This window comes from Polaromonas sp. (assembly GCF_029945895.1).
GTDB lineage: Bacteria > Pseudomonadota > Gammaproteobacteria > Burkholderiales > Burkholderiaceae_C > Polaromonas.
This window is the reverse complement of record NZ_JAQSDL010000064.1, coordinates 1-23,867: the sequence shown is the minus strand read 5'-3', so window position 1 is coordinate 23,867 and position 23,867 is coordinate 1. Positions and strand designations below refer to the sequence as shown.

Genomic DNA, 23,867 nt, shown 5'->3' with positions numbered 1-23,867 from the left:
CACGATGAAGGACAGCTCGAAGAAGTCCAGGAAGAAGGCCAGGAAGAAGATCAGCGCGTTGACCACGATCAGGAAGCCGACCTGGCCGCCGGGCAGGCCGCTGAGCAGGTGCTCGACCCATTTTGGTCCGTCCACCCCCTGGAACACCAGGCTGAAAATGGTCGAACCGATCAGGATGAAGACCACAAAACAGGACAGCTTGGTGGTGGTGTTGAGTGCCTGCTTGAGCAACGAAAAACTCATGCGGCGGCGCGCAAACGCCATGATCAGGGCGCCCATGGCGCCCATCGCGCCCCCTTCGGTGGGTGTCGCGATGCCAAGGAAAATCGTGCCCAGCACCAGGAAGATCAGCAGCAGCGGCGGGATCAGCACAAAAGTCACGCGCTCGGCCATGCGTGAGAGCAGCCCCAGACGGGTCACCTTGTTGATCACGGCAATGACGAATGCCAGCAACACACCGAAACACATGGACACCACAATGGTTTCATCGAGTGCCACGGAAGTGACCGGTTGGCCATGCCACCAGCTCAGCACGTCGGCATAGTGTTTTGCCAGAAAGATGGCGCTGCCCGTGGAGACGATGGTCAGCAGCAGCAAGGACAGCAGGCCGGCCTTTCCGTTGTCCTCGCGGATGGTGCGCGCTTCCGCAGGCAGGGCGGGCACCCATTGCGGTTTGATGAAGGCCAGCAGAACGACGTAGCCGAGGTACATGGCGGTCAGCACGAAGCCGGGAACGAATGCGCCCTTGTACATGTCACCGACACTGCGGCCCAGCTGGTCGGCCAGGATGATCAGGACCAGTGAGGGCGGGATGATCTGGGCCAGCGTTCCTGATGCAGCGATGGCGCCGGCGGCGATACGCCGGTCATAGCCGTAACGCAACATGATGGGCAGGGAAATCAGGCCCATGGAGATCACCGAGGCTGCCACCACGCCGGTGGTGGCAGCCAGCAGGGCACCCACCAGGATCACCGCGATGGCCAGGCCGCCGCGCAACGGGCCAAACAGCTGGCCAATGGTGTCCAGCAGGTCCTCGGCCATGCCGCTGCGCTCCAGCACCAGGCCCATCAGCGTGAAAAACGGAATGGCCAGCAAGGTGTCGTTCTGCATGATGCCGAACAGCCGCAGCGGCAGCGCTTGCAGCAGGGCCTCGGGCAACACGCCGAGTTCGACGCCGACAAAGCCGAAAAACAGGCCGCAGGCGCCCAGGCTGAAAGCCACGGGAAAACCCATCAGCAGGAAGATGATCAGCCCCACGAACATGATGGGGGCGAGGTTGGCGATAAAAAATTCCATGATGATGTTCCTGCTCAGCCGGCGGTTCTGGACTCGGCGAGGCGACGGATCGCCTCAGCCAGCTCTTCTTCGGCTGTCTTTTCGACTTTCTTGACGGTGGGGTCTTCAATCAGGCCCTTCAGAAAGGCGATGCGCTTGATCAGCTCGGACCAGCCCTGCAGCAGCAGCAAGGTGAAGCCCAGCGGGATCATGGCGTACACCGGCCAGCGGATCAACCCGCCGGCGTTGCCCGAGATTTCCCCGGAGCGAAAGCCCTGCAGGAAAAACGGGATGCCAAAAAACAGGATGGTCAGGCACACGGGCGTCAGGAAAACAGAAAAACCGATGATGTCGATCCAGATCTGCCCGCGTTTGGACAGTTTGCTCGACAGCACATCGATCTTGACGTGTTCGCCGTGAAGCAGCGTGTACCCCGCAGCGAGCAGGAAAGCTGCCGCAAACAGGTACCACTGCACCTCGAGGTAGGCGTTCGAGCTCATGTTGAACACCTTGCGGACCACGGCATTGACCGCGCTGATGACGGTGGAGGCAAGGATCAGCCAGATCACGTATTTGCCGATCTGGGCATTGACCCAGTCCACAGCATTGGAAAACTTCAGTAAGGCGCGCATTTTTGTCTCCAGGAAAAAAGAACCCACGCATAAAAATCATCCGGCAGGCCTTCGGGTGGAAGGCGTGCCGGATACTGGTTGGCGCGGATCGGATTCTATAGAGGACTATAGAAGCCAAGCTGACAGCTTCGTGACGGTGTTATCCCGTAGCGCCGGGTGTTCGGTGCGCCCCGATTCGACCCCAAAGGAGTGCGTCTCGGGGTGGAGTGGGGTTCAGAGCACCTGCACGCCGCTGCCCTCGCTCATGCGGCCTATGACGCGGGCGTCTGAAAACCCCTGGCTGTGGAAGCAGGCCAGAACCTCGTCGGCGATCTCCGGCAAGCAGGACACCAGCAGCCCGCCGCTGGTTTGCGGATCGGACAGCAGGGCCTGCTGCGCTGCACCCAGCCCTGCCGGCAGCAGCACTTCATGGCCATAGGCTGCCCAGTTGCGGCCGGAGGCGCCGGTAACCATGCCCCGCCCCGCCAGGTCCAGCACGCCGGGCAGCAGCGGGATGCTGTCCATCTGCAACTCCATCTTCAAGTTGGCGCCGCGCGCCAGTTCCAGCCCGTGGCCGAGCAGTCCGAAGCCGGTGATGTCGGTCAGGGCATGGACGCCCTCCATTTTCGCCAGGGCGATGCCCGGCTTGTTGAGCTGGGTGGTGACGGCGATCATGCGGGCATACCCCTGGGCGTCGAGCGCTTCTTTCTTGAGCGCGGCCGACAGGATGCCGACACCCAGCGGCTTGCCCAGGATCAGCACATCGCCCGCACGGGCGCCCGAATTTTTCTTGACCCGCGAAGGATGGACCAGGCCCATCACCACCAGGCCGTAGATCGGCTCGACCGAATCAATCGTGTGGCCGCCGGCAATCGGAATGCCGGCGTCGCGGCAGACATCCTGGCCGCCGCGCAGGATGGCGCCTATGGTTTCCAGCGGCAGCACGTTGATCGGCATGCCCACGAGTCCCAGTGCCATGATGGGTGTGCCGCCCATCGCGTAGACATCGCTGATCGCGTTGGTCGCTGCGATGCGGCCGAAGTCGTAGGGGTCGTCCACGATGGGCATGAAGAAGTCGGTGGTGGCAATCAGTGCCTGCTCGTCATTGAGCTGGTAGACCGCAGCATCGTCCGCCGTTTCAATACCGACCAGCAGTTGCGGCGGGATGTTGAGGCCAGGCATGTTGCTGGAATTCTTGAGAATTTCACTGAGCACGCCTGGGGCGATCTTGCAGCCGCAGCCACCGCCATGGGACAGGCTGGTCAGGCGGGGAGGGGCGGCGGCTGTGAGTGGGGTGGGTGCGTTCATGGGAAAGGTTTCCTGGGCGGGGCGGCAGACAATGCGCTGAGCATCAAGTTTAAGACAAGGCGCTTTTCTGCCTCGGGATCGAACAGGTGGGCGCGTTCGCGGCATTGTTTTTCGAGCAGGACCAGAAAGTCTGCGTCCGTCGCGCAGCGCAGCAGGAGCGCCGCCAGGGCCGCGTCGTCACCGACGGGAAAATAGCCCTCATACGCGGCACCCAGCATGCCGATGTTGCCGCTGATCCTTGATGCCAGCACCGGTGTGCCGGACTGGACGGCCTGCAGGATGACCTGGGCGCCGCCTTCCATGCGCGAGCTGTTGACCAGCACATGCGCCTGCTTGATGTGCTGGCGGGTCTGTGCCTGCGGCAGGCCGCCCAGCCAGCGGTAGCCGGGGATGGCGGCCTGCGCCGCCCGCGCGGCCTGCGCGAGATCCGGAGCGAGGGCGTTTCCTATGTGGTCGAACAACCAGCGAACGGTCGGGCTTGAGGGCCCCGGGCTCAGCCGCGCTGCCGCCCGCAGCCAGGTCAGCGGGTCTTTTTCATCCCGCAGGTGGCCGACCATCAGGGCGCGAAAGTGCCGCACCGGTTTGAGGCCTGGCTTCAGGACGCGGGCCGACTGGTAAATCACGCGGGCCTTGTGGCGCCGTGCCGCGGGCAGTGCCTGCAGGCCGGCTTCCTGCAGCACCACCAGGTGGGTGGCCAGCGCGAGCGATTGTTGCGCGGTGGCGTCCGCAAGGATGTCGCGGTACAGGTCGGTACCCGTCAAAATGACAATCAGCGGTTTGCCGGGGCACTGCCGCGCCCAGGCGGCGATGGAAGCCGCCGAGCGGCGTGCATGCAGGGCAATCAGGACATCGGCCGGCGCCGGAGGGCCAGAGGGCGGCCACTGCGCCAGCAGGCGGGTGTCACAGTGGCCGGCCAGGCATTGCGCCCAGCGTCTGGCGGTGTGCCAGTTGCCGTTGTTGGCATCGGCCAGTGCCGGGCTGACCAGAACCACGGTTTTTGCTTCAAGCACGCTACCCATGAATCACCTTGTTTTCGTGAGCCGGAGGGCTCTCCGTACCAAGGTTAACAGGCCTCAGGCCGGCCCGCCTTCGATATTCCGGTCGGCCTTGAGCTCGCCCTTGACAGGGTCATACACAAACACTTTTTTGGCCAGTGCAGGCTGGTAGTTGAGCATGTCAATCAGGAAGCTCAGGGCGCCGAGGTTGTTGCCGAGGCAGTCAAACGTCCCGGCCGCGGGCGGCTGTGCTTCGTCGCCATTGGCCAGCAGCAGGTGGTCGACAAGTTCGCCCATGTGCACCACCGCCAGCGCGGCCTGGTCCAGCCCCAGCAGGGCAAGCACGCCGCGCATCTGGGCCAGTTGCCCGGGCACCGCACTCAACACCGCACGGTTCTGGGGACCGCGGGAAAAATCGTCCAGTGATTTTTCAAGCTTGCCGAGCGTCAGCCGCAGCTCAGCCACCAGGGTCGCCGTGGTTTGTTTGTCACTCACACGCCGGTAAAGCTCTTCCATCCAGGGCTCCAGGGGCTGCGATGGCCCGCCGGCCTGGGCCGCGGCCAGCCGTTCGGCGAGCCGGGCGGCGCGCGTCGTCAGCTGGGGGTCGCTGGGATCGAGATCGTCAAACGCAGCTTCGAGGTACAGCACGGCCGTCGCCACTTCCAGCGCCAGCTCGGGGCCGGGCGCCTGGCCTGAGCGTGCGGTCGTGTCGATCACCCGCGCCAGCACGCGCGCCAGCGGCTCGCTGGGCGGGTGCAACTTGACCAGGGAATCCGTCACCAGGCTGAACTGGTCGTTCATGATCTTGAACCGGGTGAGGTCGCCCGAACTCACCCAGGACCAGGTGTCCCTGGCCGAGCTGACCCGCTTGCGGGCCTGGGCGATCAGCGCCGGGGCAAAACGCCCGAACTGGATGGCCTCGTAGTCGATGGGCTGAAAGCGGTCCAGGCCATACGCCGCACGCACCGCCGACAGCACCGGGGCATCCATGGGGCGCTTGGGCACCGCCTGGGTGCAGAGAAACAGCAGATCCTGTGCCAGCCTGTCTGACGCATGGGCGGTGCCCCGTGCCAGGGCCGCATACTGCAGCAGGATGCGCAAAATGGCTCTCTTGGCATACACGTCAACTTGCAGCAGTCCCTGGGCCAGGGCTTCAAAAAAGCCGGCAGCCATTTTCCAGAAGGCTCTCGGCTCAGGGTCGGTTTCCGCTTGCGCGAAGCCCAGGCACATGTCACTGAGCTGTTGAGCCGCCTTTGGATGGCTGTTGCGGACCAGTCTCAATGTCCATCGGTCCAGCAGTTCCCGGCTGGCATCGCCGTAGGGCAGGGGGTCAACGGCGGACGCCAGCTCCGGCTCCATCCAGCGCCACTCAAACGCCCAGAGATCCGCCGGATGGATGCGGTCTGCCCCGACCAGGCCCTGGATATCCCGATACTGCGGAAACAGTGACACGGCCGAGGCCGGTTTGCCCGCCAGCACATCTTCGAGGTAGGCGCTCAGGGCGAACCCGGCCAGTTCGACCTTGTTGGCGGCCTCCTGGGTGCATTGACCGGGCGCCTGCAAAAACTTCTGCACCGCGGCCTCCATCGCCCGCAGCAGCAGTGCCGGCGCACTCATGCCAACCATTTCCAGTGCACCCACCGCCTGGTGCAGCTGCTGGCGCGCAATGCGCAACTGGCTCGCGTCGAGTGCCGCAAGCTCGGAGCCCTGCGCCACCTCGGCTTCCCGCACAAAACGTTTGAGCGCCTTGTTCGAGCTGTCCAGTGATTTGCCCAGCTCATCGAGGACCCAGGCCAGCGGGCTCATGTCCATGATGCTCAGGTCGAGATCTTCGGGGGAGGCATTCAGCTCGTTGGAAGGCATAAATGGCGGACCGGTTGATGGAGGGTGTTCACACTCGAAAGCCACGGAGGCGGCCAGCCAACCTGCGGGCCTGGCTAGAAAAACTATCGCAGTCTATCCCGGCTGAGCCGATTTGGTGGCGCTCAGGGGATGGCGAAGTGACCACCGGTCGCCCAAGCGGGCTGGCTGGTTGATCACGGGTCTTCTCCAGCCGGTGTCTGCTATTCTGGGCTCCCTCCATGCGCGGTGCGCCACTTGCCAGGGTTGGCATGCTGCAGCCGGCTTACCAGGACGACGGTTTTGGCTTCAGACCCGCTACCCCCTTCATCGCCCCATTCCTTCGCTGCCCACGAGGCTGGCCTGATTGACTCGCCCCTGATGCGCGGTGCCGGACGGGACGCCCTGTCGCTGGCCCTGATGGATGCACGCAACCATACCCTGCACCTGTTTGGCCAGTATCAGCAGGCGCTGGAGTCCGTCAACTTTGTGGTGCCCGAGCTGACGGTCCTCAATCCGCCGCTCTGGGAGCTCGGGCATATCGGCTGGTTTCAGGAGTGGTGGACAGGGCGCAACATGCAGCGCGCGCGGGGCGTCCGCTGCGACCCAGCCCACGCACGGCTGGCCTCCATCGAACCGGGTGCCGACCGCTGGTGGGACTCTGCCCACGTGCCGCACCACCAGCGCTGGACGCTGGACCTACCCCCGGTCACCAGTTGCCGTGCCTATTTACTCGACACGCTGGAGAGCACGCTGGAGCTGCTGGAAAAGACCAACGAGGACGACGATGCGCTCTATTTTTTCCGCCTCTGCCTGTTCCACGAGGACATGCACGCCGAAGCCCTGAGCTACACCGCGCAGACACTGGGCCTGGGACTGGACAAGGCACTGCTGCAGGCCTTCACGCCGCCCACCATGACCCTGCGCGAGCCGCTGCTGGTGCCGGCCACCGCCTGGAAACTCGGCAGCGCCGCGGCGCCGGGGTTCGTGTTCGACAACGAGCTGGGTCAACACGCGGTCAGCGTGCCCGAGTTCGAGATCGACGCCCAGCCGGTGAGCTGGGCCCAGTTTGTCGAATTTGTCGATGACGGCGGTTATGACCAGCCCGCGTTCTGGCAGGCCGAAGGCTGGAACTGGCTGCAGGCCACCGCGACCCGTGAGGGCCGGCGCGGCCCGCGTTATGTCGAGCAGATCGGTGTGGCCAGCGGGGCGGTGATGCAGACCCGTTTCGGCAAGCCGATGCGCATGCTGGGCAACCAGCCGGCCATGCACATGAGCTGGTGGGAAGCCGACGCCTGGTGCCGCTGGGCCGGGCGCCGCCTGCCAGCCGAGGTTGAGTGGGAGGTGGCGGCGCACACCGCCGCGCGCCGCGGTTTCCGCTGGGGTGATGTGTGGGAGTGGACGGGCAGCACCTTCCGGCCTTTTCCGGGTTTCGAGCCGCATCCCTACGCCGATTATTCGCAGCCCTGGTTCGGCACGCACAAGGTGCTGCGTGGCGGCTCTTTCGCGACCCGCGCCCGCATGAAATCGCCGAAGTACCGCAATTTTTATTTGCCGGGGCGCGACGATATCTTTTGCGGGTTTCGTTCTTGCGCCTTGTAGTTGCTATTGGTTTTATAGCTGGTAGCGCTTGCTGTGTAAGGGCTGGAGGCGCATTTCATGCTAAATCCGGCGTCACGCTGCGCCTGCGGTCTGCCTTGGACAGTAGGATGGACTCCCCACTCCCACCTCTAGCCCCTCCCTCGCCCCGCTGGGCGATGGAGGGGGACTTCATTTGGCAGCGTGTGCTGCAACCGCGTGCAAACATCACGGCCGCTTGAGTCCGCCATGACGCGCTACGCGCGTCAGGTCTCCCCGAATTCGGAGTTCGGTATTTTCTTCGCTTCCCCACCCGTCGGGCTGGGCCGAGGAGCACAGCCGAAAGCGGATCAGGTCGAGCGATTGTCTGAGCGCAGCGAGTTCGAGCTCGACCCCGATTTCGGCGAGCACCGCAGGTTGCCCGTAGCGAAGCGGAGGGACCCAGACCATCGGGTCGCCTTCTCTTTGCTTACTTTCTCTTGGCGAAGCAAGAGAAAGTGAGTCGCCCGCCGGGGCGAGACCCGGCCAGCAGGCAGTCCCGCAGGCTGGAGAAACTCCGGAGTTTGCTATGAATCAAGTAGCAACCAACGCACACGCACCAAGGGCTGGAACCAGAAATTCTCTTCAAGAGCGCGAAGTCTTGGCTTTCCGGTAATTCCACCAAGGCAACATGGCCCGCAGTGACAGCACCTTGCCGCTCTGCGCGTGCTCGCCGCTGTAGCCGGGCAGTCCGGCCAGCGTCGTCTGCCAGTCGCTGCTCTGCAACTCCTTGAGCAGGGCCTGCACCTGTGGCTGCGGCAGTTCGGACTTCAGGCAGACCAGGTGGTAACGCTCCTGGACCAGCGGTACAAAGCCGAGGTCTTTGTCGCGCGCGGCGGCCTCGATGCCCAGGCCGGCGTCGAAGGCGCCGCTGGCGATGGCCTGCGCGACCGCGCTGTGGGAGGGTTCCTGCGTGTTGTAGCCCTCGATGCCGTTCGCGTTCAGGCCGGCCTGCGCCAGCAGCTCGTCGAGCAGCACCCGCGTGCCGGTACCGGCCGCGCGGTTGACATAACGGATGCCCGGGCGCTTCAGGTCGGCGATGCCGGTGATGGCCAGCGGGTTGTTCTTCGCCACCATCAGTCCCTGCTGGCGATGCGCGAAACCGATCAGCTTGTGCTGGCCGGGCTTGAGCAGGCTGCGGTAAGTCTGCGCCGCCTCCGACTTGTTGCCGGGCTGCTCCAGGGTGTGAAAACCGGCCATCATGCAGCGCCCGGCGTTGAGCGCCGCAATCGCGTCCACGCTGCCCATGAAGCGGATGTCCAGGTGCAGGCCGCGCGCAGCAGTCCGTTCGCGCAGTGCACTCAGCGCGGTGTCGTGGCTGGCATACAGCGTGAGCACATGGGCCTCATCGTCAAAGGCGGTGGAGAAAGCGCGCTCGATGTCGCCGCGCAGCGCCTCGATCTGCGGCGCCAGCCGGGCCTGGGCCTGGCGCTCGGCCCACAGCAGTTTTTCGCCAAATTCGGTGAGCTGGGCGCGCTGGCCCTTGTCCCAGACGATCAGCGGCCGCTCCAGGGTCAGCTCCCACTTTTTCAGCGCCCCCCAGACGTGACGGTAGGACAAATCGAGCGCGCGCGCTGCTTTCGAAATGGAACCCTGCTCTCGCACGGCCTGCAGCAGGTCCATCAGCGGGTTGCGGATCAGCGTGGCCTTGCTGCGTTCGGGCGTCAGCAGGTAGGAGAGTTCGACTTTGTGCATGGGGTGACGGGAGGGTGTGCTGATTATGGGCGCAAGGCCAGGCGGGTCTTTCCTATGCAACTTGCTTCATAGCTCGTGATTCCCGATGGCGGCCCACGGCCTTCGCTTCTACGATAAGGTCACAACTTTTTTCCTGCATGAACACCTTCTCGGACAGCGTCGGCACCGCGTTCTCGCTCATTGTTTCCATGGATCCCCTGCTGGCGAGCATCGTTTTGCGGTCGCTGGCGGTCAGCGCCTGCGCCTGTGCGATCGCCTGCAGTGCGGGGCTGCTGCTCGGGGCCTGGCTGGGTGTGGCGCGCTTTCGCGGCCGCGGCATCCTCCTGACCGTGCTCAACACGCTGCTGGCCCTGCCGTCGGTGGTGGTCGGGCTGGTGGTTTATCTGCTGCTGTCACGCTCTGGCCCGCTGGGTTTTCTCGGCTGGCTGTTTTCCTTCCAGGCCATGGTGCTGGCGCAGGCGGTGCTCGTGCTGCCGGTGGTGACGGCGCTGGTGCGCCAGACGATTGAAGACGCCGACCGCCTGCATGGCGAGCAGTTCCAGTCGCTGGGCGCGGGCAAGGGCATGCGCAGCCTGCTGCTGTTGTGGGACGAGCGTTATGCGCTGCTCACCGTGCTGATCGCCGCCTTCGGCCGGGCCATCTCCGAAGTCGGCGCGGTGATGGTGGTGGGCGGCAACATCGACGGCTTCACGCGTGTCATGACCACCGCGATTGCGCTGGAAACCAGCAAGGGCGACCTGCCGCTGGCCCTGGCGCTGGGCCTGCTGCTGCTGGCCTTGGTGCTGCTGCTCAATGTGCTGATCGCGCTGGTGCGTCGCTGGCGCGAGCGACTCGATGACGGCATGCCCCAGACGCCCCAGCTGCTGGTTCCCGAGGCTGGAGCCATGAAATCATGAGCGCGCTGTTCGAACTCAAAGCGGTGGATGTGCACTTCGGCCAGACCCGCGCGCTGGCCGGGTGCGGGCTCAGCATCCACGCCGGTGAACGGGTGGCCCTGGTGGGTGCCAACGGCAGTGGCAAAAGCACGCTGCTCAGAACGCTGCACGGGTTGGTCCCGCCGACGCGAGGCACGGTATTTTCAGACGCATCGGCGCGCCAGGCCATGCTGTTCCAGCGGCCCTACATGCTGCGTGCCAGTGCCATCAACAACGTGGCACTGGGCCTTTGGCTCAAGGCCGTGCCCTGGAAAAAGGCCCAGAGCCAGGCGCTTCAGGCGCTGGCGCGTGTCGGGCTGGCGGGCGTGGCTCACCGCAATGCCAAGGCCCTGTCAGGCGGGCAGCAGCAGCGGCTGGCGCTGGCGCGCGCCTGGGCCTTGCAGCCCCAGGTCCTGCTGCTCGACGAGCCCACCTCCAGCCTGGACCCCGGTGCCAAACGCGACGTAGAGGCCCTGATGACCGAGTTTGCCGACGCCGGCATGACGCTGGTTTTCAGCAGCCACAACCTGGGCCAGGTCAAGCGCCTGGCCAGCCGCGTGATCTACCTCGAGCACGGCCGGCTGCTGGCGGACCGGCCCACCCATGATTTTTTCAACGGTCCCCTGCCGCAGGAAGCCGAGATGTTTATCAAAGGAGAACTTGTATGAAAACCACCCCCGCCCTGTCCCGCATGTTCAAGTGTTTTCGGCTTGCAGCCCTTGTACCCATTGCGCTGGCAGCTACTGTTTCCATAGCACAGCAAAATACCCTCGTGATGGCCTCGACGACCTCGACCGAGCAGTCGGGCCTGTTCAGCACGCTGCTGCCGGCCTTCAAGCAGGCCAGCGGCATTGATATCAAGGTGGTGGCCCTGGGCACCGGCCAGGCCATCGACATGGGCCGCCGCGGCGATGCCGACGTGCTGTTCGTACACGACCAGGTAGCCGAGGAAAAAGTCATCGCCGAAGGTTTTGCGATCAAACGCTACCCGGTGATGTACAACGACTTCGTGCTGATTGGCCCTGCTGCCGATCCGGCAAAAACCAAAGGCAAGGACATTGTTGAAGCACTGAAAAAAATCAGTGCCACCAACGCCACCTTTGTTTCTCGCGGAGACAAGAGCGGCACCCATGCGGCCGAGCTGCGCTACTGGAAAAGCGCCGGCGTCGACAACCCGCAGTTTGCCGGCTACAAGGCCTGCGGCTGCGGCATGGGTCCGGCGCTGAACATCGCTGCCAGCGCGGGCGCCTACGTGATGGCCGACCGCGGCACCTGGCTGGCGTTCAAGAACCGCGCCGATCTGGTGGTGCTGGTGGAAGGCGATACACGCCTGTTCAACCAGTATGGCGTGATGGTGGTCAACCCCGCCAAACACCCGAAAGTCAAGGCGGCCGAGGCGCAGAAATTCGTGGACTGGGTGATCTCGCCGGCCGGTCAGGCAGCGATTGCCAGCTACAAGATAGGCGGCGAGCAGCTGTTCTTCCCCAACGCCCCGCGGCAATGAGCGGGACTGGGAGGCATCCTCCCACAGGCTCAGGACGAACGGTAAATCAGTCCGCGACCGTGGGGGCTACCTCAACAGGCCAAGCGCAAACGGCAGGCTGACCATGCCCAGCAGGGTCGACAGGGTGACCAGGCCGGCCACGTAGGCGCCGTCGTAACCCATGCGCGCCGCCAGCACATAACAGCTCGAGGCGGTGGGCAGGGCCGAAAACGCCAGCAGCACGGTGGTCTGTACCGGCGACAGGCGAAACACCCAGGCCAGGCCCAGCGCAAGCAGCGGAATCAGCAGGTGGCGGATGGCCAGCAGCGACACCGCCAGGGTTTTGGCCTTGGCGAGCTGGCCGAACTGCATGCCGGCGCCGGCGGCCATCAGGCCCAGCGCCAGTGAGGCGGCACCGATACGGCTCACGGTGGGTTCCAGCCAGAGCGGAATCTGGAAGCCCGCCAGGTTGGCGGCCAGGCCCGTGGCGGTGGCGATGATCAGGGGATTGCGCACCAGCGCCGTCAGGAAGCCGCTGTTGGCATGGCGCGCCATCGGCCAGACCGCGCCGACGTTGAACAGCGGCACGCAGACGCCAATCAGCACAGCAATCAGCAGCAGGCCTTCAGCGCCGGCCAGCCGTTCGGCCAGCGCCAGCCCGATGAAGGAGTTGAAACGGAAGGCCACCTGCGCGCTGGCCGCGTGTTCCCGCCTGTCAATGTGCGCTCCCAGCCAGGGCAGGTAGGGCAACGAATAGGCCAGGGCGATACCCAGCACCCCCATGCTGAGTCCGGCCGCTATGAGGCTGGACGCGGCGCCCAGGTCCAGCGGGCTTTTGACAATGGACTGGAACAGCAGGACCGGGAACAGGAAGTAATACACCAGGCTTTCCACCTGCTGCCACACCGTGCGGTTCAGGGCGGTGTAACGGCATACCAGGTAGCCGCACAGGATCAGGGAGAAATCGGGGAAAAGCAGTTGGGCATAGTTCACCCGTCGAGAATAACCCAGCGGGGCCGGGTTTGCCCCTATGCGTAATCCACAACGGGTGGCCCGATGCTTGCGATTACGATAGCCCCTGTCGATTTTTTAAAGGACTTCCTCCATGCAACGCCGTTACCTGCTCACCCTTTCTGCACTGACGCTGGCCACAGCCGCGGCTGGCCCTGCCCTGGCCCAGTCCTACCCGAACAAGGTCATCAAGCTGCAGGTGCCTTTTGCGCCGGGCGGCACCACCGACATCGTCGCGCGTGTGATCGCCGAGCCGCTGGGCAAGGCCCTGGGGCAAACCGTGATCGTCGAGAACAAGGCCGGCGGCGGCGGGGTTGTCGGCGCGCTGGAAACCGTGCGTTCTGCGCCGGACGGTTACTCGCTGGGCATGGCGACAGTGTCCACCACGGCGGCCAACCCGGCCATCAACACCAAGATCCCGTACAACCCGCTGACGGACTTCACGCCCATCATCAACATTGCGGCCACGCCCAACATCATCGCGGTGCATCCGAGCTTTCCGGCGCGCAACTACAAGGAGTTCATCGCCGAAATCAAGAAGAACCCGGGCAAATATTCCTACTCATCGTCGGGTACGGGTGGCATCGGCCACCTGCAGACCGAGTTGTTCAAGAGCCTGAGCGGCGCCTTCATCACCCACATTCCCTACCGCGGCGCAGGCCCGGCTCTGAACGACACGGTGGCCGGCCAGGTGCAGATCATTTTTGACAACATCCCCTCGGCATTGCCCTTCATCCAGCAAAAACGCCTGATTCCCATCGTGGTGGCCGCACCGCAGCGTCTGGCCGTCCTGCCGGATGTGCCGACCTTCAAGGAAGTCGGTCTGGAGCCGGTCAACCGCATGGCGTACTACGGCATTCTCGGCCCCAAGGGCCTGCCGAAAGAGGTGGTCGACAAGGTCAGTGCGGCCACGCTCAAGGCCCTGCAGGACCCGGCGGTGCGCAAGCGTATCGAGGACACCGGCTCCATCATCGTTGGCAACACGCCGGAGCAGTTCACCGCCCAGATCAAGGCCGAGTACGAGGTCTACAAGAAGGTGGTCGTCAACAGCAAGCTCTCGCTCGAGTAAGGTGTGACCGGCTGTCCTGCAGCCTGTCCTCTACGCCCCGCAGGCTGCGCCTGACGGGGCTTTTTTTTGGGCCATGCTCCGTTCCCACCCAATCGCGGCGTCAGGATGAAGCCGGCTGGCACGCGGTCAGCACGGTCACTCCCCCCTGAGAGGGCAGCAAGTCGGACAGGGGGCGGCAGCGGCCTCCGGTGCACCAGTCGTAGTCCGGCGTGAAGCCCGAACGCGTCAGCCGCAACTCGGCGGGATGGTGCAACGTCGGCGTGTATTCGTACCAGCCCCGCTTGAGGCGGGCGTCCGGCGGCGGCTCCATGCCGGCGCCTGAGCCGTGCACCCGCGCCGCTGTGGCTTCGAGCCGGGGCGCTGCCCCCGGTGTTTCGCCGGGCCGCACGACGTAGTCTTCTTCCCAGCGTACTTTTTCAATGGAATGAGTCCAGGCCAGCGTGAAGCTGTGCACCGGCACAAAAACCGCAGGGCCAGCGCTGCCGCCTGTGGCCGTCGCCAGCACCAGGCAGACCCCTGCCAGTCCGACGCTCATCGCATGCCCGGGCTCGCGCCTGCACCACGCAGCTGGCGCGTGCGCCAGACGTGCCAGACAATGAAGGCGGCAACGGCGGCCAGGCCGATCTCGTCCGTCATCGGCAGTGCCGCAACCAGAAAGCTGGCCGCGACGATGGCCACCACGCGTTCCACCCAGTTCAGCGGCCCGACCAGAAAGCCGATCGCGCCTGCGCCCCACATGGCAATGGCCACCAGGGCCTTGAACACCACATAACCCGTGTCGGTCCAGTCACCGCCCTGCAACATCAGGGCCGGCGTGTAAACCGCCATGAAGGGAACAATGAAGCCGGCGATGGCCACGCGCACCGCCTGCAGGCTGATCTTCAGCCCGGATTCGCGGGCGATCGGGGCGGCCGCAAAAGCTGCCAGTGCCACCGGCGGCGTGAGGTCGGCCATGATGCCGAAATAAAACACGAACATGTGCGAGACGATCAGCGGCACCCCGAGCTGCAGCAGCACGGGCGCGGCCAGTGAACTGGTGATGATGTAGTTGGGAATGGTCGGGATGCCCATGCCCAGCACCAGGCAGGTCACCATGGTCAGCAGCAGCGCCAGGAACAGGCTTTTTTCGCCGATGGCGATGATGTGGCCGCCCAGCTCGGCGGCCACGCCGGTCAGGTTGATCACGCCGATGATCACGCCCACCAGCGCGCAGGCGATGGCCACAGGCAATGCATGGCGGGCGCCATCAACCAGCGCTTGCAGCGCCAGCCGGCGCGCATCGGCGCCCGTACGCCGGATGTAGCTCAGTGCGACCAGCAGGGCGGCGAGCACAAAGAAGGTACCGACGCCGAACTGGAAAAAACCGGCGCAGGCAAAACCCAGCAGTACCCAGAACAGCCCGCGCAGCGGCAGACCCTTGACGCCGCTGATCACGGCGGCGCCGAAAATGAGGATCACGGTCAGCCCGAGACCAACCGTGCCCGAAAACAGCGGCGTGTAACCCGAGAACAGCAGGCCCACCAGTCCCACCAGGGGCAGCAGCAGATACCAGCGCTCACGCACCGCCGTCCAGGGGTTGGGGCATTCCTCCTTGCTCAGGCCCAGCAGGCCTTTGCGACCGGCCTCCAGATGCACCATCCAGAACGCGGTGATGAAGTAAAGAATGGCGGGGATCAGCGCGGCCTTGCAGATCTCGATGTAGGGGACGTTGATGGTTTCCGACATGATGAAGGCAACGGCACCCATCACTGGCGGCATGATCTGGCCGCCCATGCTGGAGGTGGCCTCCACGCCACCGGCAAACGCCGGGCTGTAGCCGAAGCGTTTCATCAGGGGAATCGTGAACTGGCCGGTGGTGACGACATTGGCCACGCCTGAGCCATTGATGGTGCCCATCAATCCGGATGAAATCACCGCGACTTTGGCCGGCCCTCCCCGGGTGTGGCCCACCGTGCCCATGGCGAAGTCGTTGAACAGTTTGATCATGCCGGCCTGTTCCAGGAAGGCGCCGAACAGGATGAACAGGAAAATGTAGCTCGACGACACGTAGGTGGGCGTGCCGTAGATCCCTTCGGTGCCGAAGCCGAGCGTGCTGACGATCTGGTCCAGTCCGAAGCCGCGGTGTGCCATGACTCCCGGCAAATACTGGCCGAATATGCCATAAGCCAGGAAGATGCCGCAGATCAGCGGCAAGCCCCAGCCCATCATGCGGCGGGCTGCTTCGAACACCAGCACGATGGTGACCGTGCCTATGACCCAGTCGGCGCTGGTCAGGTCGCCCGCGCGCAAGGTGAGGTCGGCTTCGAAAATCCAGTGGTAAAAACTGAACGCAAAACCGGTCAGGCCCAGCACCCATCCCAGCGCGGGCTGGCCTTGACCGTTCGCCCGAAAGCCCGGGCGCAGGACAAACACCATCAGCAGCACAAAGCCCACGTGAACGGCGCGTACGACCTGGCTGGACAAGGGACTGAAGGCCGCGGTCCAGAGCTGGAAGCTGGAAAAGGCGAGGGCGATCCAGAAAATCGCGCCGCGCAGCGGCTGGTCGTGGCTGGTGTGGGTGTCACTCATGAAAATTCCCCAGGGCAGGAAGTAAAACTGAAAACTGAAACGGCCCCAATTTTGTCGGGGCCGTTCGGAACTGGCGACCAGCTGACGACCAGCTGGCTCGGGGCCGGGCTTACTTGATCAGGCCGACTTCCTTGTAGTAACGGGCGGCGCCCGGGTGGACCGGTACCGGCATGCCCTTCAAGGCGTTTTCGCGCTTGATCACCTTGGCGGCGTTGTGGGCGGCATAAAGCGTGTCAATGTTTTCGTACATGGTCTTGGCCATCTGATAAGCCAGCTCGTCCGACACGCCGGAATGGGTCACCAGGAAGTTGGGGATGGCCGCCGTGGCCACATCTGAGGTCTGACCGGCATAGGTGTTGGCTGGAATCACGGCCACCTGGTAGGCTTCATCGCCGATTTTGGCGATCACATCGGCAGGCACAGGCACCACGATGATCTTGACCGACGTGGCCAGATCGCGGATGGAGGCCACGCCCAGCCCGGCGGATTGAAGGGTTGCGTCGAGCTGGCGGTTCTTGATGAGCTCCACCGACTCGCCGAACGGCAGGTATTCGACCTTGGCCAGGTCGCTATAGCTCAGGCTGGCTGCCTTGAAGACGGCGCGTGCATTGAGCTCGGTCCCCGATTTGGCGGCACCGACCGAAATGCGTTTGCCCTTGAGGTCGGCCAGCGTCTTGATGCCTGCGTCGGCATTTGCCACGATCTGGACGTAGTTGCTGTAGGTGGCGGACAGGCCGCGCAGCTTGTCGAGCTTTTTGGGAAAACCGGCTTCGGCATTGCCTTTCCAGGCATCGGAGACGGAGTCGGCCAGCGCCAGCGCGAGTTCACCGCGACCGGCCTGCAAGAGGTTGAGGTTTTCGGCCGAAGCCTTGGTGACCTGGGCCGTGGCCCTGACGTTGGGGATGGCCTTGGCGTAGATCTGGGAAAGGGCCACGCCAAGCGGGTAATACACGCCGCTTTGGCCGCCAGTGAGGATGTTGATGAACTGTTGCTGCTGTGAAAACACTGCACCAGGGACCAGACCCAATGCGGAGAGGGCGAGCAGGGAACGACGTTGCATGATGGAACTCCTTCAAAAAACCAGTGACCTTATCCTAAACCCAAGGTCCGCGCACGGCACTTGTGGATAACGCATAAGGGCAAACCCGAGGCGTGATCGCTTTGTCGGTGCAGCGTCGTGGTGCTGGGCGGCCGGCGTATCTCCATTTGCAGGGGCATGTGTTAGCTTCCTGTGTCTGTACAACTGATTTGCGAGGTGATGGATTGGCTTCAAGCGCTACGCGCCAGATCTGCGAGCCGGCTGGTCCCGCCGCTTTGCTGTTGTTGAGCGCAAGCGCAGCCTGCGCTGATGGGTTTGCCGATGCCTTGTGGCTGGAGGATGGCCTGTCGCGCAACACGTTGCAGGCCTATCGCCGCGATCTGGTGCTGTTCTCGCAATGGCTGGCCGGTCGCGGCAAGGCGCTCAACGACACCAGCGAGGCCGATCTGAGTGCCTACTTCGGCGTGCGCCACGCGCAGACCAAGGCGACCTCGGCCAACCGGCGGCTGACGGTGTTCAAGCGTTACTTCCGCTGGGCCCTGCGTGAACGTTTCATCAACGCCGACCCGACCCTGAAATTGCAGTCGGCCAAACAGGCCCTGCGTGTGCCCAAGCTCATGTCGGAAGCCCAGGTCGAGTTGCTGCTGGCTGCGCCCGACAGCGACACACCGCTGGGCCTGCGCGACCGCGCCATGCTGGAGCTGATGTACGCCAGCGGCCTGCGCGTGAGCGAGCTGGTCGGGCTCAAGACCTTTCATGTCGGCATGAACGAGGGTGTGTTGCGCGTCATGGGCAAGGGCAGCAAGGAGCGGCTGGTGCCCTTCGGCCAGGTCGCGCGGCAGGCGATCGAGCACTACCTCGCCGAAGCGCGCCCCGCCATTCTGGGCGGACAGCAGACCGACGACCTGTTTGTCACCGGCCGCGGCAGTGGCATGAGCCGCGTGATGTTCTGGATTCTGGTGAAAAAACATGCGCTGCGCGCCGGCATCACCTCGCCGCTGTCCCCGCACACCCTGCGCCACGCCTTTGCCACCCACCTGCTCAACCACGGCGCCGATCTGCGCGCCGTGCAGATGTTGCTGGGCCACGCCGACATCTCCACCACCACCATCTACACCCATGTGGCGCGCGAGCGCCTCAAAGCCCTGCATTCTGTGCATCACCCGCGGGGCTGAACACCCGTGCACCCCGCTGTGATCTGGTCAGGCAGGGGCCGCAGGCGCAGCGCCCCGTCGGGGGCAGGGCGCGACACGCAGTGCGCGAGCGTGGGGGCAGTATTTTGCGGGGCAAAATAGGGTCACGTTCACCCTGGGAAATTTCATGTCTTCGACCCCCTCACGCCGCCGCCTGCTGGCGCTGCCTTTGCTTGCGCTGTGCGCCGCCGCACTCCCCTCGTTATCAATCGCGCAGGCCGTCTGGCCGGCACGCCCGATCCGCATCGTGGTGGCTTACCCGCCGGGTGGCCTGAGCGACAACATCGCGCGGGCGCTGGGCGACAAGCTGGCTGCGCAGCTGGGCACACCGGTGCTGGTGGAAAACCGGGCCGGCGCGGGCGGCAGCATAGGCATGGACGTGGTGGCCAAGGCTGCGCCGGACGGCTACACCATCGGCTTTTCCTCGATCAGCCCGCTGGCGCTGAATCCGCACCTGGGCAAGCTGCCTTATGACCCGGCCCGGGACATTGCCCCGGTGGCCAGCGTGATGTACTCGCCGGTGGTGTTGCTGGCCACCTCTGCTTTTGCCGGCAAGAACTTCAAGGACATGCTGGCCGCCGCCAAAGCCAGTCCCGGCAGCATTCGCTGGTCCACCTCGGGCCTGGCCACGGTCGGCCACATCGTGCTCGAGCAGGTCCAGCAGGGCGCGAAAGCCGGCTTCACCCACATTCCCTACAAAGGCGGCGGCCAGCAACTGACGGACGCGCTGAGCGGGCAGTTTGAGGTGATCACCACCAACCTCAGCAGCGCGGTGATGCCGCACATCCAGTCCGGCAAGCTGCGACCGCTGGCCGTCGGCGCACCGGCACGCGTGGAGGCCTTGCCGCAGGTGCCGACCTTTGCCGAACTCGGCTTTGCGCCGGCCAACCTGAGCTCGCTGTTCGGCGTGTTTGCGCCCGGAAAAACACCCGAGGCCGTGCTGTTGCGCCTGAACACCGAAATCAACCTGGCCCTGAAGACGCCCGAATTGCGCCAGCGCCTGCTGGCGGCCGACAATGTGCCGACGGGCGGCAGCGCTGCAGAGTTTTCGCGTCAGATTGCGCAGGAGTCGGACAACAACGCCCGCATCATCAAGGCGGCGCAGATCAAGGGTGACTGAACTGCGAGGTGTGGATTGCTATGGATTCAATAGCTGGTTGCGCCCGTTACACAAGGGCTAGCGACCGATTTAATCAATTTTTTCGATAGTTTCCGCACCCTGTCCGTTCAGCCTGGCGCGCTGCCCGCGGTGGCTGGCCGCGCATACATGTAGTCTCGGCGGAAGGGGTACAGGCCCCGGGCACCCCTGATTTTTTCGTCTGGCAGGTCAGCCTGCGGCCGTGTCGCCAGCATCTGGTGCAGCGAGAGCCAGCCCTGCTCGAAACTCATGGCGCTGCCAGCCAGGTAGAGGCGGTAGGCGCGCAGGGTCTTTTCGCCGAGCGCACTGCCGCCGCGGCCAGCGGCCAACACCTGCTGCGCTGCCTCCAACCGGGCTTCCAGGGCATCGGACCAGTCCCACAGCGTGCGCGCATAGTGTGGCCGCAGGTTTTCGGTATCGACCATCTCCAGCCCGCCGCGCGCCAAGTGGTTGAGCACGTCGCTGACGTGCAGCAATTGCCCGCCGGGGAAAATGTATTTCTCGATGAAGTCGCCCATGCCCGCGCCGAGCTGGTCGTTGTCGGGCCCGCCGGCAGTGATGCCGTGGTTCAGGACCAGCCCGCCCGGTGCCAGCAGGCGCCGGATCTTGCTGAAGTACGCCGTCATGTTGGGTCGGCCCACATGTTCGAACATGCCCACCGACGAGATCTTGTCAAAGGGCCGGCTTTCGTCGAGGTGGCGGTAGTCGCACAGCTCCATCCGGACCCGGCCCTGCAGCCCCTTGTCCGCGATCTGGCGCTGCACATGGGCGTGCTGGTTTTTTGACAGCGTGATGCCGGTGGCGTCCACGCCGTAATGTTCGGCGGCCCACAGCAGCAGGCCGCCCCAGCCCGCCCCGATATCGAGAAAACGTTCGCCGGGCTGCAGCATGAGTTTGCGGCAGATGTGGTCAAGCTTGGCTTCCTGGGCCTGGGCCAGGTTCATGCTGTTGTCCCGGTAGTAGGCGCAGGAATAAACGCGGCGCGGGTCCAGCCACAGGGCGTAGAAGTCGTCCGAGACATCGTAGTGAAACTGGATCTGCTCGGCGTCTTTTTCCAGCGTATGGGCCCGCAGCGCCCTGATCTGGCGCTGCAGGCCGGTCCACCAGCCGGTGTCACTGTGTACCGGGCTGGACGGCAACAGGCTGGCCGCCACCTCCATCACATCGCGCATGCGGCCCTCAATCTTGAGTTTGCCTTCGACATACTCCTCGGCAAGCGCGCCGATCTGGCCGCCACGCAGGCGCGTCAGGCTGGACCAATGGGAAAAACTCATCTTGACCGGCGCATCCACCGCGCCAAGCACTTGCCCCTCGGGAAGTTGCACGGACACCGGGGCCGGCAAGCCGACCAGCCGGGATTCGAGATGGGGGACGAGATGCCGGATCATGGGCGCACTCCTGTTCTTGCATTCAAGCGGGTCTGAATGAAGAGTGCCGGGGCTGCTGCGACCGGTTTGCCATCGACCCATTGGCAACCCCGACTATGCGTGAAGTTCAGGGTTTTGCGTGTAGGAAAAAACGGATTGTTGCCAATTCGCCATCCTGCTGGAGCGCGGTTTTACTTCTATTGTTTTAACCAGCGGTAGTGGGCTCGCCCTGAGCGTCAGGTGCCTAGCAGAGCCAGCTCATCCTCATCAAACCCGGCAGCCCGCCGTGCGCCCAGATTGAACGGCCCCTTGAGCCGGGGCGCACCGTAGCGTGCGGCCAGCTCCGCGTAGATGCTGATCGGGTCCAGCCCCCGCTCGCTGCACAGATGCCGGTACCAGTGGTTGCCGATGGCAACATGGCCAATTTCGTCGCGCAGGATGATGTCCAGGATGACCACCGCGCGCAGTGCGGCTGGGCTGCCGACGCGGCGCAGTTTGGCCTGCATCGCGGGGGTGGCGTCCAGTCCCCGGGCTTCCAGCGTGCGCGGCACCAGCGCCATGCGCGCGAGCACGTCGTTCGCAGTTTTTTCGGTCATGTCCCAGAGGCCGGTGTGGGCGGGAAAGTCGCCGTAGTCAAAACCCAGGGTTTGCAGCTGCTCGCGCAGCAGGCTGAAGTGGTACGCCTCCTCGGCGGCGACTTTCAGCCAGTCGAGGTAATAGGCGGGCGGCATGCCGTCAAAGCGCCAGGCGGCGTCGAGCGCGAGGTTGATCGCGTTGAACTCGATGTGTGTCACCGCGTGCAGCAGGGCGGCCAGCCCCTGCGGCGTGAAGGGAGAACGTTTGGGCACGTCGAGGTGGGAGCGCAGTTCCGGCCGCGCCGGTTGGCCGGGGAGGCCGGTGGGTGCCTCCATGGGGCTTTGATTCGCTATCGAAAGAGTAGCTGCCTGCGCCCACAGGGATTGGGCCAGCAGCACTTTTTGCTGTGGATCGGCTTCCATCAGCGCGTGCAGGGCCTGTTGGCGCAGTTCGGGGGGTGCGGGTGTCGCCGTCATGGCTGGATTGTCGGCGATGCGCGCGGCATGCGGGCGGCGCCCGGCAAAGACAGGGAGCGGGCGCCTGCCTACAATTGGGGATCTTTCCGCCGCGCTCTGCCGCGCCAGGCGGCCCTTACTTCTCCCCCGACTTCACAAAGACCCATGGCCCTCTACCAACTCGACGACCTGACTCCTGCCGTTCATGAATCTGCCTGGGTCGCCGACAGCGCGCAGGTCATGGGCAATGTGTCGCTGGCCGAGGGCAGCAGTGTCTGGTTCGGTGTGGTGATTCGCGGCGACACCGAAACCATCCGCGTGGGCAAGGGCTCCAACATCCAGGACAACAGCGTCCTGCATGCCGACATGGGCATGCCGCTGTCCATCGGCGACAACGTCACCGTGGGCCACCAGGTCATGCTGCACGGCTGCACCATCGGCGACGGGTCGCTGATCGGCATCCAGGCCGTGGTGCTCAACGGCGCAAAGATTGGCAAGAACTGCCTGGTCGGCGCCGGCTCGCTGGTGACCGAAGGCAAGGAGTTTCCCGACGGCTCCATGATTCTCGGCAGCCCGGCCAAGGCGGTGCGGCAACTGAGCCCCGAGCAGATCGAGGGTTTAAAAATGAGCGCGCAGCACTATGTAGAGAATGCCCGGCGCTACAAGACCGGGCTGAAGAAGATCGACTGAGCACATCCAGACCATGACCCGACCACAAAAGTTTATTCAGAGCGCTCGCGTTAGCGCACCCATTCAAACCGGGGCCGCGGGTCCGGCTTTGCCGGCCCGCAGGCGCAGCGCCCCCTCGGGGGGCAGCGAACCACACGCAGTGGGGAGCGTGGGGGCCTGATGTCAGAACTGCATAAATTCATTTTCGACGGCCTGCCGGTACGCGGCATGCTGGTGCGCCTGACCGATGCCTGGCAGGAGATCCTCAAACGCCGCGAGGCCGGCGGCGGTTACCCGCCCGAAGTCCTGCAGCTGCTCGGCGAGATGACGGCGGCCGGCGCGCTGATGCAGGGCAACATCAAGTTCAACGGGGCGCTGGTCCTGCAGATCTTCGGGGACGGCCCGGTCAAGCTGGCCGTGGCCGAAGTCCAGCCTGACCTGAGCCTGCGCGCCACCGCCACCGTGACCGGTGAGGTGCTGCCGGGCGACACCTTGAGCCGTCTCGTCAACGTCAGCAACCAGGGCCGCTGCGCCATCACGCTGGACCCGAAAGACCGGATGCCCGGCCAGCAGCCTTACCAGGGCGTGGTGCCGCTGTTTGGCGACCAGCATGAAAAGCTCGAAAAACTCAGCGAAGTGCTGGAGCATTACATGCTGCAAAGCGAGCAGCTCGACACCCGGCTGATCCTGGCGGCCGATGGCAATGTCGCGGCCGGCCTGCTGATCCAGCGCCTGCCGGTGCAGGGCCAGGGCAACCTGCAGGGCGGTCAACGCGCCGACGAAGACGAAATCGGCCGCAACGAGGACTACAAACGCATCGCGCTGCTGGCCGGCACACTCAAGCGCGAGGAGTTGCTCGGTCTGGACGCCGACACCATCATGCACCGCCTGTTCTGGGAAGAAAAAATCACGCGGTTTGTGCCGAACACACCGACTTTTGCCTGCAGCTGCTCGCAGGAGCGTGTCAGCGGCATGCTGCGCAGCCTGGGCACGGCCGAGGTGGAAAGCATCATCGCCGAGCAGGGGCGCATCGACGTGGGCTGCG

At 64.5% G+C, this 23,867-nt stretch carries 21 protein-coding genes; 9 read left to right on the top strand and 12 right to left on the bottom strand.

Annotated features, from left to right (window positions below):
- From PSV33_RS08025 to PSV33_RS08005, 5 genes are all read right to left on the bottom strand, one after another.
- The coding region (locus PSV33_RS08025) for a TRAP transporter large permease subunit (RefSeq protein ID WP_300560456.1) at positions 1 to 1,296 on the bottom strand (1,296 nt) is incomplete at its 3' end.
- Positions 1,297 to 1,310: 14 nt separating this feature from the next.
- Positions 1,311 to 1,907, bottom strand: a complete 597-nt coding sequence (locus tag PSV33_RS08020; RefSeq protein ID WP_300560454.1) for a TRAP transporter small permease subunit — start codon at positions 1,905 to 1,907, stop codon at positions 1,311 to 1,313.
- Between the two features lie 213 nt (positions 1,908 to 2,120).
- A complete protein-coding gene (selD, locus tag PSV33_RS08015; protein WP_300560451.1) occupies positions 2,121 to 3,194 on the bottom strand; it encodes a selenide, water dikinase SelD in 1,074 nt (357 codons plus the stop codon).
- The gene (senB, locus tag PSV33_RS08010; RefSeq protein WP_300560449.1) at positions 3,191 to 4,213 is read right to left on the bottom strand and encodes a selenoneine biosynthesis selenosugar synthase SenB; all 1,023 of its coding nucleotides are present in this window, start codon (positions 4,211 to 4,213) and stop codon (positions 3,191 to 3,193) included. Before senB ends, selD begins: the two co-directional genes overlap by 4 nt.
- 54 nt (positions 4,214 to 4,267) lie before the next feature.
- On the bottom strand, positions 4,268 to 6,052 hold the full coding sequence (locus PSV33_RS08005; RefSeq protein WP_300560448.1) for a hypothetical protein: 1,785 nt from the start codon (positions 6,050 to 6,052) through the stop codon (positions 4,268 to 4,270).
- Between the two features lie 279 nt (positions 6,053 to 6,331).
- On the opposite strand from PSV33_RS08005, the gene senA reads away from it, so the two are divergent.
- Complete coding sequence (senA, locus tag PSV33_RS08000; RefSeq protein WP_300560446.1) at positions 6,332 to 7,630, top strand: selenoneine synthase SenA; 1,299 nt, start codon at positions 6,332 to 6,334, stop codon at positions 7,628 to 7,630.
- Positions 7,631 to 8,230: 600 nt separating this feature from the next.
- Here senA and PSV33_RS07995 read toward each other — a convergent pair.
- Positions 8,231 to 9,340, bottom strand: a complete 1,110-nt coding sequence (locus PSV33_RS07995) for a substrate-binding domain-containing protein (protein ID WP_300560444.1) — start codon at positions 9,338 to 9,340, stop codon at positions 8,231 to 8,233.
- Positions 9,341 to 9,477: 137 nt separating this feature from the next.
- On the opposite strand from PSV33_RS07995, the gene PSV33_RS07990 reads away from it, so the two are divergent.
- The 3 genes from PSV33_RS07990 to PSV33_RS07980 are packed head-to-tail and all read left to right on the top strand — an operon-like array spanning position 9,478 to position 11,758.
- Entirely contained in the window at positions 9,478 to 10,236 is a 759-nt protein-coding gene (locus PSV33_RS07990) for an ABC transporter permease (RefSeq protein ID WP_300560442.1), read from the top strand.
- Positions 10,233 to 10,922: a phosphate ABC transporter ATP-binding protein gene (locus PSV33_RS07985; protein ID WP_300560441.1), complete on the top strand. Its 690-nt coding sequence runs from the start codon at positions 10,233 to 10,235 to the stop codon at positions 10,920 to 10,922. The genes PSV33_RS07990 and PSV33_RS07985 overlap by 4 nt, the downstream gene beginning before the upstream one ends.
- Positions 10,919 to 11,758 carry an extracellular solute-binding protein gene (locus PSV33_RS07980; protein WP_300560439.1) on the top strand — a complete coding sequence of 280 codons (840 nt, stop codon included), beginning with the start codon at positions 10,919 to 10,921 and terminating at the stop codon, positions 11,756 to 11,758. The genes PSV33_RS07985 and PSV33_RS07980 overlap by 4 nt, the downstream gene beginning before the upstream one ends.
- A gap of 66 nt (positions 11,759 to 11,824) precedes the next feature.
- Here the strand turns inward: PSV33_RS07980 and PSV33_RS07975 are convergent, their stop codons facing one another.
- Complete coding sequence (locus PSV33_RS07975) at positions 11,825 to 12,730, bottom strand: AEC family transporter (protein ID WP_300560438.1); 906 nt, start codon at positions 12,728 to 12,730, stop codon at positions 11,825 to 11,827.
- A gap of 112 nt (positions 12,731 to 12,842) precedes the next feature.
- On the opposite strand from PSV33_RS07975, the gene PSV33_RS07970 reads away from it, so the two are divergent.
- The gene (locus tag PSV33_RS07970; protein ID WP_300512906.1) at positions 12,843 to 13,817 is read left to right on the top strand and encodes a tripartite tricarboxylate transporter substrate binding protein BugE; all 975 of its coding nucleotides are present in this window, start codon (positions 12,843 to 12,845) and stop codon (positions 13,815 to 13,817) included.
- 100 nt (positions 13,818 to 13,917) lie between these two features.
- Here the strand turns inward: PSV33_RS07970 and PSV33_RS07965 are convergent, their stop codons facing one another.
- The 3 genes from PSV33_RS07965 to PSV33_RS07955 all read right to left on the bottom strand — a co-directional run bounded on the left by PSV33_RS07965 (position 13,918) and on the right by PSV33_RS07955 (position 17,445).
- Positions 13,918 to 14,352 carry a DUF1850 domain-containing protein gene (locus PSV33_RS07965; RefSeq protein ID WP_300560436.1) on the bottom strand — a complete coding sequence of 145 codons (435 nt, stop codon included), beginning with the start codon at positions 14,350 to 14,352 and terminating at the stop codon, positions 13,918 to 13,920.
- A complete protein-coding gene (locus PSV33_RS07960; RefSeq protein WP_300560435.1) occupies positions 14,349 to 16,385 on the bottom strand; it encodes a TRAP transporter permease in 2,037 nt (678 codons plus the stop codon). The genes PSV33_RS07965 and PSV33_RS07960 overlap by 4 nt, the downstream gene beginning before the upstream one ends.
- 109 nt (positions 16,386 to 16,494) lie before the next feature.
- Positions 16,495 to 17,445, bottom strand: coding sequence for a TAXI family TRAP transporter solute-binding subunit (locus tag PSV33_RS07955; RefSeq protein ID WP_300560433.1), 951 nt, complete (start codon positions 17,443 to 17,445; stop codon positions 16,495 to 16,497).
- Between the two features lie 260 nt (positions 17,446 to 17,705).
- Between PSV33_RS07955 and xerD the strand changes: the two genes are divergently transcribed.
- Complete coding sequence (gene xerD, locus PSV33_RS07950; RefSeq protein ID WP_300560457.1) at positions 17,706 to 18,599, top strand: site-specific tyrosine recombinase XerD; 894 nt, start codon at positions 17,706 to 17,708, stop codon at positions 18,597 to 18,599.
- A gap of 145 nt (positions 18,600 to 18,744) precedes the next feature.
- A complete protein-coding gene (locus tag PSV33_RS07945) occupies positions 18,745 to 19,737 on the top strand; it encodes a tripartite tricarboxylate transporter substrate binding protein (RefSeq protein ID WP_300560431.1) in 993 nt (330 codons plus the stop codon).
- Between the two features lie 107 nt (positions 19,738 to 19,844).
- On the opposite strand, the gene PSV33_RS07940 is transcribed toward PSV33_RS07945, so the two are convergent.
- A complete protein-coding gene (locus tag PSV33_RS07940) occupies positions 19,845 to 21,143 on the bottom strand; it encodes a class I SAM-dependent methyltransferase (protein WP_300560429.1) in 1,299 nt (432 codons plus the stop codon).
- A gap of 215 nt (positions 21,144 to 21,358) precedes the next feature.
- Positions 21,359 to 22,174: a ferritin-like domain-containing protein gene (locus PSV33_RS07935; RefSeq protein ID WP_300560427.1), complete on the bottom strand. Its 816-nt coding sequence runs from the start codon at positions 22,172 to 22,174 to the stop codon at positions 21,359 to 21,361.
- A 144-nt stretch (positions 22,175 to 22,318) separates the two neighbouring features.
- Between PSV33_RS07935 and PSV33_RS07930 the strand changes: the two genes are divergently transcribed.
- Both PSV33_RS07930 and PSV33_RS07925 read left to right on the top strand, forming a co-directional pair.
- Entirely contained in the window at positions 22,319 to 22,843 is a 525-nt protein-coding gene (locus tag PSV33_RS07930) for a gamma carbonic anhydrase family protein (RefSeq protein ID WP_300560425.1), read from the top strand.
- A 159-nt stretch (positions 22,844 to 23,002) separates the two neighbouring features.
- A partial coding sequence (locus PSV33_RS07925) for an Hsp33 family molecular chaperone HslO (protein ID WP_300560423.1) occupies positions 23,003 to 23,867 on the top strand: 865 nt, incomplete at its 3' end.